Genomic DNA, 14,398 nt, shown 5'->3' with positions numbered 1-14,398 from the left:
GGCCGGAGCGGCGCTTGAAACCAACGAAACCGCAAACCAATGAAGGGGGTCAGTTCCTCAATTCGACGAGGGGGTCAATTCTTCGATTCGCTTGACAGAAATTCAAATCGTAGTTCAGCGCCGCCTATAGCCAACAACAGATCAGGCCTGCGAATAATTCTTATCATTGCGGCAGGCTAGACAGCAGCCTCGAACTTGAATTGCCGGATCTCATGGGCTCGCCGGAGCTGCAGCAGACAGTTCGGGTCGGGGAAGACCTCCAGTTCTGATCTAAATCAATGCATTTGGCGCCGTCAGGGGCATGCTCATTGCCGACCGTTACCAAACCGCCAGGTGGTGCTCATGAGTAGCCTAATCATCCCGAAGGTCACCCGATCAAGCGCATTGCCTAGTTCCGCATGGCCACTTCCGACTGCCATGGTCCGCATGACGGGCTTGGCTGTTTTTGAGATGGCTGTGACTAAAGACATTGATGGCCCGTCTGAGGTTGCAGCCTGATGGCACAGGATTCACTGACGCTTCAGCGCCATGCTCATCGATCCGGTCCAAGCCGACCGGTATCCGAGACCGAGGAAGTCCTTGCGCTAAGTCGCCTCGAACCCCTACCAACCTGCGCGCACCTTGGGTCGAGCCCAGACGGGCTCACAACCGAGGAGGCTGCGCGACGCTTGAAGATCTACGGACCCAACCTGGTTACGCGAGAAAAGAAGCCGACGCTCTTCCGGGAACTGTGGGGACGCGCAAAGAACCCACTGAATGCACTTTTGCTTACCTTGGCGGCCATGTCATATTTCCTCGGCGACGTCAGGGCGGCGGTTGTCATTGCTGTCATGGTGGTGCTTGCGATTACGACCGCCTTTATCCAGGAGCATCGCTCGAACGAAGCAGCCGCGCGTCTGGGGTCCATGGTGCGAACCACAGCTACGGTCCAACGGCGAACCGGCGGCACGGCCGCCGCTTATTCGGAGGTGCCGATCGAGGGGCTGGTTCCCGGCGATATCGTGCGGCTTTCGGCCGGCGACATGATCCCAGGGGACCTTCGCCTGCTCCAAACCAAGGATTTGTTCATCAACCAGTCGGCACTCACCGGCGAGGCGATGCCGGCAGAGAAGTTCGCGCATGCCAACAACACCGCCGTGGACGGGCCGTTCGACCTGCCGAATATGTGTTTCATGGGCGCCAATGTTGTCAGTGGCTACGCCACTGGCGTTGTGGTGCGCACAGGCGGCGCAACCTTTTTCGGACAGCTCGCCGATGAGATTGCTGGCCGGCGCGTGCCGACAGCTTTCGATCGCGGCATCGACCGCTTCACCTGGCTGATGATTAAATTCATTCTGGTCATGGTGCCAACCGTACTCCTCATCAATGGGGTGACCAAGCACGATTGGCTGGAAGCCTTGCTCTTTGCCGTGGCAGTGGCGGTTGGCCTCACACCGGAAATGCTGCCGATGATCGTCACCGTCAATCTGGCCAAGGGCGCGATCGACATGGCGCAAAAGAAGGTGATCGTTAAGCGGCTGAATGCGATCCAGAACTTCGGCGCCATGAACATCTTATGCGCAGACAAGACCGGCACGCTGACGCAGGATCGGATCATTCTCAAGCGGCATCTCGACATCCGCGGCAAGGAGTCTGAGCGTGTCCTACAGTACGCCTACCTGAATAGTCACTTCCAATCGGGGCTGGAGAACCTCCTCGATGTTGCTGTGCTCGCGCATGTTGAGATGCACAAAGTTCTCGGGATCGATGAAGGCTTCGCGAAAGTTGACGAGATTCCGTTCGACTTCGCCCGCCGCCGTCTTTCCGTGGTGGTTTCGGACCGTGACGGCAAGCATGTGCTGATCTGCAAGGGTGCCGTCGAGGAGATTTTTGCTGCCTGCAAGCATTACGAGATCGACGAGCACACGGGGCCGCTGGATGAATCGCATTTCGCTGCCGCTAAGGAAGAGACGGTCGCGCTCAACTCAGACGGATTCCGCGTCGTAGCAGTCGCCTACAAACAGTTGCCCGATCCCCAGGCGACCTACTCCGTTGCCGATGAGTGCGATCTGACGCTTCTTGGCTACATCGCGTTTCTCGACCCTCCCAAGGAGAGTGCCGGAGCCGCTATCGCCGCCCTCGCGCAGAAGGGTGTCGGCGTCAAGATATTGACCGGTGATAACGAGGTCATAACGCGCAAGATCTGTCGTGATGTCGGGCTGGATGCTGGCGAAATCCTGCTCGGTACCCGCGTCGAGACGCTGAACGACAAGGAACTCGCTGAGATTGCCGATCGCACCACTGTCTTCGCCAAGCTGACGCCGGCGCAGAAAGAACGCATCATCGAGGCCCTGCACGCCAAGGGACACGTGGTTGGCTTTCTCGGAGACGGCATCAACGATAGCCCCGCGCTTAGGGCTGCCGACGTCGGCGTCTCGGTAGATACCGCCGTAGACATTGCCAAAGAGTCGGCCGACATCATCCTATTGGAAAAAAGCCTGATGGTCCTGCAGGAGGGGGTGATCGAGGGTCGCAAGATTTTTGGCAACATCACCAAGTACATCAAAATGGGCGCGAGTTCGAATTTCGGCAACATGTTCAGTGTGCTCGGCGCAAGCATGTTTTTGCCCTTCCTGCCGATGGCGCCCATCCAGGTGCTGACCAACAACCTGCTCTATGACTTCTCACAGACGGCTATTCCTACCGACAACGTGGACGCCGACTATATTGCCGCGCCGCGGCGCTGGGACATCGACAATATATTCAAATTCATGATCTTCATCGGGCCGATCAGTTCCATTTTCGACTATGCAACCTATGCGATGATGCTGTGGATTTTCCATTCCTGGCACAATCCTTCGCTGTTTCAGACGGGCTGGTTTGTCGAATCCCTGCTTACACAGACGCTGATCATTCACATCATTCGCACCCCCAAGCTGCCGTTCATCGAAAGTCGTGCCAGCGCGGCCTTGCTGACCACTAGCATCATCATCAGTTGCGTCGGAATTGCGCTGCCGTTGACACCGGTCGGCGCCGCTTTGGGATTCACACCGCTCCCTTGGCTCTACTGGCCGCTCGTCGCCAGCATGCTGATCGCCTATGCAGTGCTGGCGCATTTGGTGAAGGTCTGGTTCGTGCGTCGCTGGGGCATGTGAACTGATAAATGAAGCCGCGAAAGTTGCAAAGAGCTTGTCGAGGTCGGAGAAAACATTCCTCGTTGCACGGGAGGAAATTGCGGTAGGTCAAAGCCTCCTCCACGCGGCATGTCATGATGAAGGGATCTGTCGAAAGCGCTTGGCTGACATCGATCGGGTGTCGACAAAAAAGGGAGCAAGCGCCACGACTTGAGGCACTCGGTCTCCCGCAGGCCTCTTAATACCGACAGGAGCTTATATCTTGCCACGGCACATATTGATCATAGAGGCGCATCCAGACGGCCATGATCGTCATCTGTGCGGTGCTCTTGCGGATGCTTACGCTATGGGTGCGGCAAATGCCGGGTTGGCGCTGCGCAGATTGGATATTGCTAAGCTGGATTTCCCTCTGCTCCGCTCGCGCGAAGAGTTTGAAAAAGGGGCAGTTCCCGAAAACCTCACAAGCGCTGCTGAAGCAATCGAATGGGCCGAACATATCGTCATCATCTTTCCGCTTTGGCATGGAACCATGCCGGCACTTCTGAAAGCTTTCCTGGAGCAAGTATTCCGGCCAGGTATCGCTTTTGAATATCGCGACCGTGGCTTTGCAAAGCGGCTGCTTGCCGGCTGTACGGCCCGCCTGATCGTCACGATGGGAATGCCCGCGCCCGTCTATCGATTCTGGTTCGGGGGCCATGGGGTCAACGGGTTAAGGCGTAGCATCCTGAACTTTGCCGGAGTTCGACCCGTGCGGCAGACCTTTTTCGGCATGGTCGAACAGGTGGACGAGGCAGGTCGAAGGCGTTGGCTTACGAAAGTCGAAGCCCTCGGTCGTCGCGGACAATAGCGGCGTCAGTCCAGGATTACCATGGAGACAGCGGTAATCATGAGATTGTGCCAACCAGGCCCTCGGCGCCGAGTGACTTGTCACGCGTTCGGGCTCTACGAAGACGCCGTCGCAGACATGACGGCGAGGCAGCATGCGCGCGCCTGAAAGTTTAGGCCGATCGTCGCGAAGTCTCTCGCAGCACGCTTACCACTTGGTCGGTCCAGGCACATCCCAGGATGGACAACAAGGTGGATTTGCCTGAGCCGGACGAACCGATGATGGCGACAAATTCGCTTCTTGCGATGCAAATCGCCTCAATGCCGTTTCCCTTTTAAACGCCTGCGTTTTTCGCGAATGATCAGCGATAGACGAGGACCGGAATGCGCGAATGGCTGAGGATCTTTGCAGTCACGCTGCCGAGTAACAAGGTACCTGCCCCACCCCGACCGTGGGAGGCAATCGCGATCAGGTCACAGCCGTTATCGATTGCCGCCTTGATGATCGCAGAATAGACTTCATCGCCTTCGACTTTGAGCGGCCGACAGACAACGTCCTTATGGCGCGCCTTCATCTCAGCCTCTGTCAAGAACTGCGTGGCTTGGGCATCGGCGAGTTGCCCGTAATTTTCGCGCGTGCTGGAAAGCTGCTTGCTATCCACGGAAAATATCCGGAATGGCTCGATAACCGTGATGAAGGTGATCGCCGCTTTTGCATCACGAGCGAAGTCAATGGCTTGTTCTACGGCCGATAGAGCAAGGGGCGACCCATCTGTTGGAACAAGGATATTTGAAAACATGAGAACCTCCTCTTGTGCTTAAAGCAGTATCAAACTTCAGTGCACTTACCGTTGGCCCGTATAAAACGTCGTTCGCCGTCGATGATGTTGAAGCTCGATCGAAGCTTCCGTCATGGTCCTCCTGAGCATGCAAGCAACTTGCGCGCACTGTCCGAACCGCATCACATCAGGCGTCTGCCGAAGGGACCGATATACTCAGTGCAAAGCCCGTTCACTCGTGCCCGGCCAAGGAAGCTGTTTGCCGCCTCGAGCGACAATATTAGTTCATCTTTGTAGATGGCGGACCCATTGGCCCGGACCCAGGCGCTGCCTCTTTGCGTCAGGATGCGAACACGCCAACTGCGGGTGCCGATTTTAGTCAACTGAAAATCGGCCTTTTCAGAAGGGGCAAATGAGCCAGAAGTTTCCGTCGACGAATGCGCGTCCATCGCAGTTCCTCCATTTCTTATCCACGCCCAGAAAAGAAGCAGGTTCTTACAATATTATCTTTGAGAAAGATCAAATATACGGATTTCAATATCCAATAATCTACTTTGATCGCTGCTTGTAACAATGTAATATTCGCCTTTAGGATGCATTTTGTGCGCAGGCTGGCGACAATATTGGTCGAATAATAGCTTAAACCGGGAAAGCTTTAGCATGGATCTAAGGATGCCGACGCGAGGCAGCTTCGACGACGTGGAAAGACACGCCCATGTCGTGCGCCGGCGACGCAGATCACACTTGCTTCTTATTCGACATCGGCGCTCCCTTCTCGGTGAAGAGGCGCTTCTTCGCTACCATCGCGATCAGAGGTCGCGATGGCAGGCACCGGTGCAGATGCTGCTTGGAGTTTAGGGCTCGCGCTTTAAATTCGGGCGCCGACCGGCCGAGAAATAATTCGTATTTATACCGCGACAGCAGTCGCAGCAGAGTGAGAACTAGGCATAGATTTCATCACCAAGTGGTGCTATTTAGAACACCAGAGCAGGGAAGCAGGATGATGCGATCGACTATCACTCTAGACGACACTCTCATCGAAAGAGCTAGGTCACTAACCGGCACAAAAGAAACCGCCGCTCTGGTCCGACAAGCTTTAGAGACGCTTGTCCGAGTGGAGTCTGGAAAGCGCCTCATCGCGCTTGGGGGAACCATGCCCGACGCGGAGGCAGCCCCACGCCGCCGGAGCGCAGCGGCCAAGTGATACTGGCAGACACCTCCATATGGATTGATCATTTCCGCCATCTTAATGCAGAGCTGCGTTCGATTATTGAGGATGATCGTCTGCTTTGCCATCCGGCTGTGATTGGTGAGCTGGCGCTTGGCAGCATTCGGGATCGCGGGAGTGTGATAGCTTTCCTGGCGGCCCAGCGCGAAGCACTCGTGGCAACCCACGAGGAAGTTATGACGATGATTGATCGGCACGGCATTTTCAGTATGGGCATTGGCTATACAGATGCCCACTTGTTGGCCTCGGTCCTACTAGATCAGCGAGCGGCCTTATGGACCAGAGATAGGCGTCTGCAGGCAGCGGTAGAAAGGGCGGGCGCGGCACTTCACAGGCCGGCCGATGCGCGCAACTAAATGCTGAAATCATGCGGTTAAGGTTTCGGGCTGTTTCCGATCTCTCGCGCCGTCATCATGGCTGGCGGACATCGTTTTATGGAGAAGCCCACCGGCGGCTCGCTGGTTGCATATGCCTTGCCCTGATGGAGACGTGTGACAGTTACTGCACAGCAGCGGCTCGTTGATGACGAGCACGGGGGCTCCAGCTCTTGACACCTGCAGGTCGGCGAGTTGGATGCCGACGGTGAGAGAAGGCGCGCTTATTCATCCCCGTTGAGAGCCAGCACTTGCGAATTTAAACATCAGCCAAGGACTTTGTCGGCCGGGGATCGAAGCAGGAAGCGGCATCCCTGCGTGCTGCTCTCGAGGGATACGGACCGGAGCCCTAAACTGCACTAACATTCCGCGTTCGGATAACCTCTCGCGAGGATCTGGTCGTTCAGATGGCGAGGTCTATACCGTCGATGATGTCTTTGAGGGGGTCGTAGCACAGGTCCTTGAACAGGCGCGCCTTGATGCGCGGCGGTCTTCCCACTGTTTCGATAATGACCACCACCGAGGTCCGCTTAATCTCTATCGCGAGCCTGCGATCCTTGTCATATCTATGGAAAGTGAACGGCCCACTCGCGAGAAAGTTGTTCCGTGATGCCCAGTTGGATATCGTTGTCGCATTCATGTCAACTCCCCGTAGGCCGTTCCCCCGCAAAATAGGCCCTGCGAATCAATTCGTAGATTTGGTTTAACTGACGCCGAAACCGCGTGTCGACATGGGACTGAGGTGGTCTTCAAGGTTGTCAGGAAATGTTGCCGAATTGACTCAGATGCAGCGATGCCCGCTTTTTTTGAATTGCGCAACTCTTGGTCTAGCCCGCCACGATTCCACCCCTCGCTACGATAGCATCTACATCAAACCCGTGCCCCGGGAAGAGTTTCAACAGGTCATGATTCATCTGTTTTAGCCGAGGTTGCAATGGATCAACATCCCTCGGGCAAACCCGTCGTATTGCGCCGTGGCAGCGGCAGATTGCATACGGTGCCTCGCAATCTGCCCTTGTTGAATCTGATCCGTTCATTTCGGCCTGAATTTGCATTGCGGGCTCGAAATAGGCCTCCCGCTGTATATCGGGCCGGAAACCGCGCGCAGAACGATCCGATCTTGTGGGAAGCATCTTGTTGGAAGAAAAAGGAGAAATGCAAATAAATTTCTCTGAAAAAACATGATGTAATATATAGATATTACATATTCATCTTAAATCTATAGAATATTACACTTGTAGTTTGAATATATAGGCTTCGTCAAATAATATAGGAAAAGATATTCTTTATATTGCGCAGTGAAAGACGAAGTCAGAGCCTCGATTATCTTGTGCGGCGCCGGTAAGCGACGAGCAGAAGGTTCGGCGCTGTAACCGACCGACTTGTGAGAGGAGGAGGACATGCTAACGGCAATGACGTTGGAATCCTGGCGTACTTCACCGCGCTTGACGACGTTTTCAACATTCTTTGAGCAGGCAGCTCGTGGCCTCGCAGGCGCGCCCGATCTGGCCCCGCCCCTGCCCGACATGAGCCTTTTGGATTTTGACCTCGACTGCTTGGTGTTCTGGGACACCCACCGGCATCTGTGGGGCTTCTTCGACAGCCACTACTTTGCCAGCATCCCCTATCGGCTGGAGGAGGAATTGCGGCTGGGCGCCGCCCTCTATTCATCCGCAATCTTGACCTGGGCGCGAGAGGGGCGACCGGCCACCTTTTATTCGTTGGGTGCGGGAACCGGCTGCCTGGCGAGGACGCTCGCCAAACTCGGGGCCGGACGGATCAAGACGCTTTGTTGCAGTCCGACCGAAGGCAACCGGATCTCGTTCAACGCCAAACGCGGCAGCGCTGATGCGACCTTCTTCCATGGGCCTTTCTTCGATCTGACCCGCGAGCGTTACGCCGACGACGAAACACTTTCGCCGTTCCGCAATGGGTTCGATTTTCTATTCGAAGATACGACGTTCCAGATGTATGGCCCCGACCGAGAAAGCCAGCTCGCTTTCATCCTACCGCGCATCCGCCAAGGCGGTCTCTTGGTGCAGGTCCAGAAACTCGGCTTGAAGGATACCAAGGCCTACGGCGATCGCGAGCGTCAGAAAGATGCCTTGTTCAAGGCGCGCTTCTTTTCGGAGAGTGAGATCAACAGGAAAAAAGAGGACGTCGTCGACCCGATGCTGAGGATGCAGGTCGACTTGGATGCGACCGCTTCGGCGCTGTCGTGCTTTTTCCGTTTTTCGGTGATCACTTGGAACAGCGGCAATTTCTACACGATCATCTCCGGCAATTCGCGGAGATCGATCACCGACTTCGTCGTCTCGACGCTGGCACCGGCAATTCCGTCTGCCTTCTGCTACGCGCCATTGCCGCAGGTCGTCCTGGGCGACCAAGCCTTCGCAGAGGCCGTCGCTCGAGCCTGGCGCCCGCCGCGATCTTCGCTGGCGAGCATGTGACGCTCTATCCATTCGTCATCTCGCAACTCAGCCGAGGAAATATTATGCTATTCAATCATACGTATAGAAAGCGAGATCCGGCATCTACGCCGCCCGACGCTATGGCGGCCCTTTCGCATTTGATGCCCGAGATGAAGGATTTCTGGGACCGTTCTCTCGGCGACTACGCCCATGCTGTTTACGATGTTCGCTACCTGGCCAAAAGCTCCGACGATCGGGAGGTCGCTCGGGCGAGGTTGCGCGATCTGGTTGTTCGCGTCGCGCGCCGCCGCGGATTCGGCCGCGATGACGCAGCCGATGCGGGCGCACAATTGCTGTCGTTTCCAGTTTTGCAAACCGGTCCACATTGTTTGCTCGCACTCGAACCGGATGCCTTTTACACGCACCTATTCTGCATGATGGGCCTGACCTCACACGCACGTCGTTGGCACATTTCCTATCAGTGCTCGACGGTGAAGTTCAGCGAGAAGGCAAAGAAGGGCCCGGGATGGCTGAAGCTCGACGGCGACGCAGTCAATCTCTTCGGAATGTCGCGTCGCGACATGGATCGCTTAAGCGTGTGCGGCAGCGCAGACGGGCTTCGCTTTCTCCTGTCGGCGGGCACTAGAAGCGACAGCGATAGTCCTTCCACCGCGCGATTGAGAACGCTTCTGCCGCAGCGCGGCTTTCCTTCCGCGGCAGAAGCGATCGAGGCTGGGAACCAGATCCTGTGGAAGCACTTTTTTCCACCGACGGTGCAGATCCTGCAGTTCAGTGACGTCGATGTCGCGGATCTGGTGGCTGATCATCTCGAACAGCCGAAGAGCTGGCTCGCGCGATGCTTCGTCGAAGATCCGCGGTTTTCGCTTGCCGTGCTGTCCTTCGTAGACCGATTGAACGGGAGCGCGTGGGGCGGCTGGATCCGCCGAACAACCGATTTCTTTTGGGGCATGCGCGAAGGGCAGTTGTTCGTGCTGCGATTGAAAGATGGCGCACTGAGATCTGAGCGAGCTGAAGCCGACATTGCTGTGCCCTTTTCGGCGCTGCCACTTGCCGAGGCGTTGAGATCTCGGATCATCCTTCCGAACATGCTGATCGTCTTCCTCGTCTTGTCGATCCTTCCGGGGGTTCGCGTTCTGGGCGGCTGTCGGCAGACAATCTACTATCCCTTGATGCGCGCCGCCTTTGCCGCGGCGATGGAAAAACTCGGCGGCAACGAACCGTCGCTGGATCTTCTGCGCCAGGACAAACGGCCGGGCGTCTGGGGACACCGCGTGCTGCGGCCAAATGACGGCGATCCCTTCGCTGACACGATGGGAGCGGGCGGCACGGTTTCCCCACTGATCCACCGATACATGGCGCTTGCGTTGCGGCAGGCCTGCGGAAATCTCGAAAGCTTCACGGCGGATTCTAGCTGGGCTGCGCTTTCGAGCGAACTGCGAGCCGGCCTCGTCGATCGACAGGACGCCGAATGGGCATGGGCCTGACATCTTAGCTCGGCATCAACCGGGTACTGTCAGTCCTCGTTGATCCCCACAACGGTCCCACGCCGTGACCTCCACCGATCGTCGAAGGCCTGACACAAAGCAGCGTTGTCGGAGCGCGGGTCGGGTAAATTATGGACCTTTCGCCCGGCGCTCAGATATCCTCGTGGGGCGATCATATCTGGGCACCGCATGGGTAGCTGCTATTGCTGCTTTCAGCCTCCGACATAGGCCGCAAGCTCGCTTGGCGTTCCCTGCGGGAAGGCGTCCCTAAGATGCTCCAGGAACGCTGACACACGAGCGCTGAGCAGCCGCCTTGTTGGATAGAGCGCCCAAAGGGCGGTCTCTGGTCCCTCAACATCTCCCCAACGAACCAGCCTACCGGCGGCCAGATCAGGACTGGCCAGCGATAGTGGCAGACGCGCGGCACCGACGCCCATACGGACGGCATCCCGGACCATCACCAGCGACGACAAGCCGAGCACGGGAGTGGTGGTAAAGTTGCGTTTGCCTGACGGCGTCGTTACCTCCCAGGCTTCGACTTGGCTGATCGGGCCGCGCACGACCGCCGGGACAGGACCATTATCCGGCGGCAGGCGCAGATCGGGGCTCGCAACCACCACGAGCTGGTCGTGCAGGAAAACACGCCCCACGAGGTTTACATCGGGCTCCGGGTTGACGCGGATGACCAGATCATAACCTTCCTCGATCATGTCGACGGTCCGATCTTCAGTTGTCACCTCAAGCCTGACATCCGGGTATTTACGCGCAAAACCCGCCGCCAGCTTCCCCATGGCAGTCTGAGAAAAGAGCAGAGGCGCACTGATCCGCAGTCGGCCGCGAGGGCTGCGCCCGCCAGAGGCGATCGCTGCCGCCGTCTCCTCAAGCTCCGCAAGCAAGAGGCCGGTTCGCTCGAACAGGGCCCGCCCCTCTTCTGTGAGCTTGAGGTGCCCGTGCGCCCCGCTCAAACAAGCGCACGTCAAGGCTTGCTTCCAGCTCGGCCACCCTTCGTGACAAAGTCGCCTTCGGGCGGCCGCTTGCGCGAGCTGCCTTACCGAACCCGCCATGTCGGGCGACCAGGTTGAAATCGGCCAATGCGAGCAGATCCATGTGTTTCACCAGTGAGACGCCGCGTCCAGATTTAGCGTCTATCGGCAAGAATGTGGATCACTAATTTGCAGGGTGTCTTCTGACCCCAATACGGAGTGATCCCATGACTATTCTTGTTACTGGTGCCACCGGTCGCGTCGGCCGCCATGTCGTCGACCAACTCGTCAAGCGCGGCGCCAAGGTGCGCGTGCTGACCCGCGATCCCTCGAAGGCCAATTTCCCAGTCGGCGTCGAAGTCGCACAGGGCGACCTGCTCGACATCGACGCCCTGCGCGCCGCGTTCGACAGGGTGAGCGCGCTGTTTCTTCTGAACGCGGTCACCGGAGACGAATTCACTCAGGCGATCATCACGCTCAATATTGCCCGCGAGGTTGGCGTAGAGCGCGTCGTCTATCTTTCGGTGATCCACGCCGACCGTTTCGTGAACGTGCCGCACTTCGCGGTGAAGTCCGGCGCCGAGCGCATGCTCGCACAGATGGGCTTCAGCGCCACCATCCTGCGACCGACCTACTTCATCGACAACGAACTGATGATCAAGGACGTCATCCGCAATCACGGCGTCTATCCGATACCAATCGGCAGCAAGGGTGTCGCCATGGTCGACGCGCGCGACATTGCCGAGGTCGCGGCAATCGAGCTGATCCGGCGCGAGCAGGCTCCGGACAAGCTGCCGCTCGAAACCATCAACCTGGTCGGCCCTGATACGCTTACCGGCTCGCAGATTGCTGCGATCTGGTCGGATGTCCTGGAACGCCCTGTCGTCTATGGCGGCGACGATCCCAGCGGGTTCGAGCAGAACATGGCCAGCTTCATGCCGAAGTGGACGGCCTATGAGATGCGCCTGATGGCCGAGCGCTATGTCAGCGACGGCATGATCCCCGAAGCCGGCGACGTCGAGCGACTCACTAAGATGCTAGGCCGCCCGCTGCATGCCTATCGCGACTTCGTAGCCGAGATTTTGACTGCGGCCTGAGGGCTGCGCGATCCGATCCGGCCACAAGGATATTCATCATGATTTCCTCGTCGGGCCAATCTGGAAATGGGGGAGCTCGACGAGGATAGCGCAGTGGACGGCATGTCATGAACGGAGGCCCGGTACTGCTGAGCCTCGTGGCTCCATTCTATACCCCAGCCTTGGAGGAACGTGTGGATGCCTTAGCGAGCGCATGAGGCCGGTGTGACATCCGTGGCGCAGCGCTGCATGGCGTTGGGAAGCTCGTGCGCGATCGAACGGATTCTGGCGCGTCACAAGTTCGAAATCGAACTCGCTTTCCCGTCTCAGCACCTAACGGGCCTGTGAGCTCAGCCAATTTCTACAAACGGCAATTGCAATATGTAGAGTATTCATCTACAGAGTATCCAATACATAACCGGCTCATCAAAGCTTCCGGTCTTCGAAGTCCGGGTGAATGTGACGAAGCTTCGCTTTGTCGCAGGTGGAATTGCTGTGCCAAAAAACAAGGGAACTGTCTGATGAGATTCGTGCATACCATTCGTCAACTGGTGCTCATTCTGGGCGCCCTGCTGTCCGTCGCTATGTCGCCCGCCATGGCGCAGGAACTGCGAATCGCTACCTCCTACAAACTGTTGACGCTCGATCCGCACTACGCGACGTTAAACGAGAATACGTCATTGCTGTCGCAGATCTACGAGCGCCTGATCTATCAAGATGAAACCCTGCAATTGAAGCCGGGCCTCGCGACGTCATGGCGCCGGTTGTCGGAGACGCAGTGGGAGTTCAAGCTACGCGCCAACGTCCTGTTCCATGACGGTACGTCTTTCACGTCCCAGGATGTCGCCTATTCGATCGAGCGGATCCGAACCTTCCTCAACCCACCGGGTGGAGGCTTCCAATTCTACACTAAGGACATCAAGTCGGTTTCGTCTCCCGATCCGCTGACGGTCCTCATCGACACCAATGGCAGCGCGCCCGCTCTGCCGCTAGCGCTCTCATCGATCTTCATCATGGAGCACGCGCCGAGTGGATTTCGCACGACCGAGGAGCTGAATGCAGGCACGGCTCCGGTCGGGACAGGGCCTTACAAGTTCGCCCGCTGGCAGTCGGGCGAGGAACTGAAACTCGTTCGCAACGATGACTACTGGGGCGGTCGGCCCGCTTGGGCAGCGGTGACCTTCCGTATCATCGAAAGCCCGCAAGCCCGCGTGGCAGCGCTCCGAACGGGCGATGTCGATCTCGCAGACTTCCTCCCTGCCCGCGACGTCGCAGGATTGAGGAAGCAGGGTGTGAAGATCGCCAGCATCGGGGCTGCACGCGTCAATTTCCTGCAGTTCGACATGAAATCCGATCACGCGCCAGGCGTGACGGATAAAGCCGGCCAGCCGATCGCCAACCCGTTCAAGGATGTCCGGGTGCGCCGAGCGCTCTCAATGGCGACTGACCGCAGCGTGCTGTCCGACAAGGTGCTGTCCGGCTTCGGCGCTAGCGCCTCGCAGTTCTTTCCCGACGGGCTTCCGGGCACCTCGTCCAATCTCAGTGCCGGAAAGCCGGACTATGAGGCGGCCAAGGCGTTGCTCGCGCAGGCTGGCTATCCTGACGGCTTCGCCATAGTGCTCGCCGGACCGACCGGCCGCTATCCGGGAGATGCCGAGAGCCTGCAGGCGATCACGCAGAACTGGGCACGCGTGGGCGTCACGGTGCGGCCGGTGGCAGCGCCGTTCTCCGTCTTCAACACCAAGCGGGCGGCAGGCGAATATGGCCTCTGGTACGCCGGTGCCTCCGGCGAGACCGTCGACGTCGTCATGGATGCCGTGCTCGCCACCGAAGACGTCAGGCGCGGGACCGGCATTCAGAATTACGGCCATTACAGCAATCCTGAATTCGACGGCCTACTGGCCAAGGCCGAAGCGATGGATTTCGGGACGGATCGAGACGCAGCGCTCGCCCGCGCCACCGAATTCGTCATGGCCGATCAGCCGATCATCCCGCTCTATCATTTCGATCACATCATCGGCTACGGCGCCCGTGTTGGTTCCTACCTCATGCATCCACGCGGATGGACGACGGCGATGCAGGCTGTCCCGGCCGGGGAGTAAGT

Annotated in this window: 12 protein-coding genes and 1 pseudogene; 8 read left to right on the top strand and 5 right to left on the bottom strand. The window is 57.9% G+C overall.

Annotated elements, in window-relative coordinates:
• Positions 1–497 precede the first annotated feature (497 nt).
• Together mgtA and PY650_RS24020 are read left to right on the top strand one after the other, a co-directional pair.
• Complete coding sequence (gene mgtA, locus PY650_RS24025) at positions 498–3,134, top strand: magnesium-translocating P-type ATPase (RefSeq protein ID WP_432761573.1); 2,637 nt, start codon at positions 498–500, stop codon at positions 3,132–3,134.
• Between the two features lie 241 nt (positions 3,135–3,375).
• Positions 3,376–3,960: an NAD(P)H-dependent oxidoreductase gene (locus PY650_RS24020; protein ID WP_285882099.1), complete on the top strand. Its 585-nt coding sequence runs from the start codon at positions 3,376–3,378 to the stop codon at positions 3,958–3,960.
• A gap of 151 nt (positions 3,961–4,111) precedes the next feature.
• On the opposite strand, the gene PY650_RS37465 is transcribed toward PY650_RS24020, so the two are convergent.
• The 3 genes from PY650_RS37465 to PY650_RS24010 form a co-directional block, all read right to left on the bottom strand.
• Positions 4,112–4,219 carry a hypothetical protein gene (locus PY650_RS37465; RefSeq protein ID WP_432761574.1) on the bottom strand — a complete coding sequence of 36 codons (108 nt, stop codon included), beginning with the start codon at positions 4,217–4,219 and terminating at the stop codon, positions 4,112–4,114.
• An 81-nt stretch (positions 4,220–4,300) separates the two neighbouring features.
• Positions 4,301–4,738: a universal stress protein gene (locus tag PY650_RS24015; protein WP_285882098.1), complete on the bottom strand. Its 438-nt coding sequence runs from the start codon at positions 4,736–4,738 to the stop codon at positions 4,301–4,303.
• A gap of 161 nt (positions 4,739–4,899) precedes the next feature.
• Positions 4,900–5,166: a hypothetical protein gene (locus tag PY650_RS24010; RefSeq protein WP_285882097.1), complete on the bottom strand. Its 267-nt coding sequence runs from the start codon at positions 5,164–5,166 to the stop codon at positions 4,900–4,902.
• A gap of 554 nt (positions 5,167–5,720) precedes the next feature.
• Between PY650_RS24010 and PY650_RS24005 the strand changes: the two genes are divergently transcribed.
• Entirely contained in the window at positions 5,721–5,921 is a 201-nt protein-coding gene (locus PY650_RS24005; protein WP_285882104.1) for a type II toxin-antitoxin system VapB family antitoxin, read from the top strand.
• Positions 5,918–6,301: a type II toxin-antitoxin system VapC family toxin gene (locus PY650_RS24000; protein WP_285882096.1), complete on the top strand. Its 384-nt coding sequence runs from the start codon at positions 5,918–5,920 to the stop codon at positions 6,299–6,301. Before PY650_RS24005 ends, PY650_RS24000 begins: the two co-directional genes overlap by 4 nt.
• Before the next feature lie 421 nt (positions 6,302–6,722).
• Here the strand turns inward: PY650_RS24000 and PY650_RS23995 are convergent, their stop codons facing one another.
• Positions 6,723–6,959 (bottom strand): hypothetical protein, encoded by a 237-nt coding sequence (locus PY650_RS23995; RefSeq protein ID WP_285882095.1) that lies wholly within the window; start codon positions 6,957–6,959, stop codon positions 6,723–6,725.
• A 760-nt stretch (positions 6,960–7,719) separates the two neighbouring features.
• Between PY650_RS23995 and PY650_RS23990 the strand changes: the two genes are divergently transcribed.
• Together PY650_RS23990 and PY650_RS23985 are read left to right on the top strand one after the other, a co-directional pair.
• Positions 7,720–8,769 (top strand): class I SAM-dependent methyltransferase, encoded by a 1,050-nt coding sequence (locus PY650_RS23990; RefSeq protein ID WP_285882094.1) that lies wholly within the window; start codon positions 7,720–7,722, stop codon positions 8,767–8,769.
• A 131-nt stretch (positions 8,770–8,900) separates the two neighbouring features.
• Complete coding sequence (locus PY650_RS23985; protein ID WP_285882093.1) at positions 8,901–10,235, top strand: hypothetical protein; 1,335 nt, start codon at positions 8,901–8,903, stop codon at positions 10,233–10,235.
• 212 nt (positions 10,236–10,447) lie between these two features.
• Here the strand turns inward: PY650_RS23985 and PY650_RS23980 are convergent.
• A pseudogene (locus PY650_RS23980) lies at positions 10,448–11,342 on the bottom strand (LysR family transcriptional regulator).
• A 103-nt stretch (positions 11,343–11,445) separates the two neighbouring features.
• Between PY650_RS23980 and PY650_RS23975 the strand changes: the two are divergent.
• The gene (locus PY650_RS23975) at positions 11,446–12,315 is read left to right on the top strand and encodes an SDR family oxidoreductase (protein WP_285882092.1); all 870 of its coding nucleotides are present in this window, start codon (positions 11,446–11,448) and stop codon (positions 12,313–12,315) included.
• Between the two features lie 563 nt (positions 12,316–12,878).
• Positions 12,879–14,396: an ABC transporter substrate-binding protein gene (locus tag PY650_RS23970; protein WP_285882102.1), complete on the top strand. Its 1,518-nt coding sequence runs from the start codon at positions 12,879–12,881 to the stop codon at positions 14,394–14,396.
• Positions 14,397–14,398: the final 2 nt, after the last annotated feature.

The sequence above is a fragment of the Martinezella calliandrae genome (genome assembly GCF_030272695.1).
GTDB classification, from domain to species: domain Bacteria; phylum Pseudomonadota; class Alphaproteobacteria; order Rhizobiales; family Rhizobiaceae; genus Rhizobium; species Rhizobium calliandrae.
The sequence above is the reverse complement of the archived record's forward strand: the minus strand, read 5'-3'. Positions and strand labels throughout refer to the sequence as shown.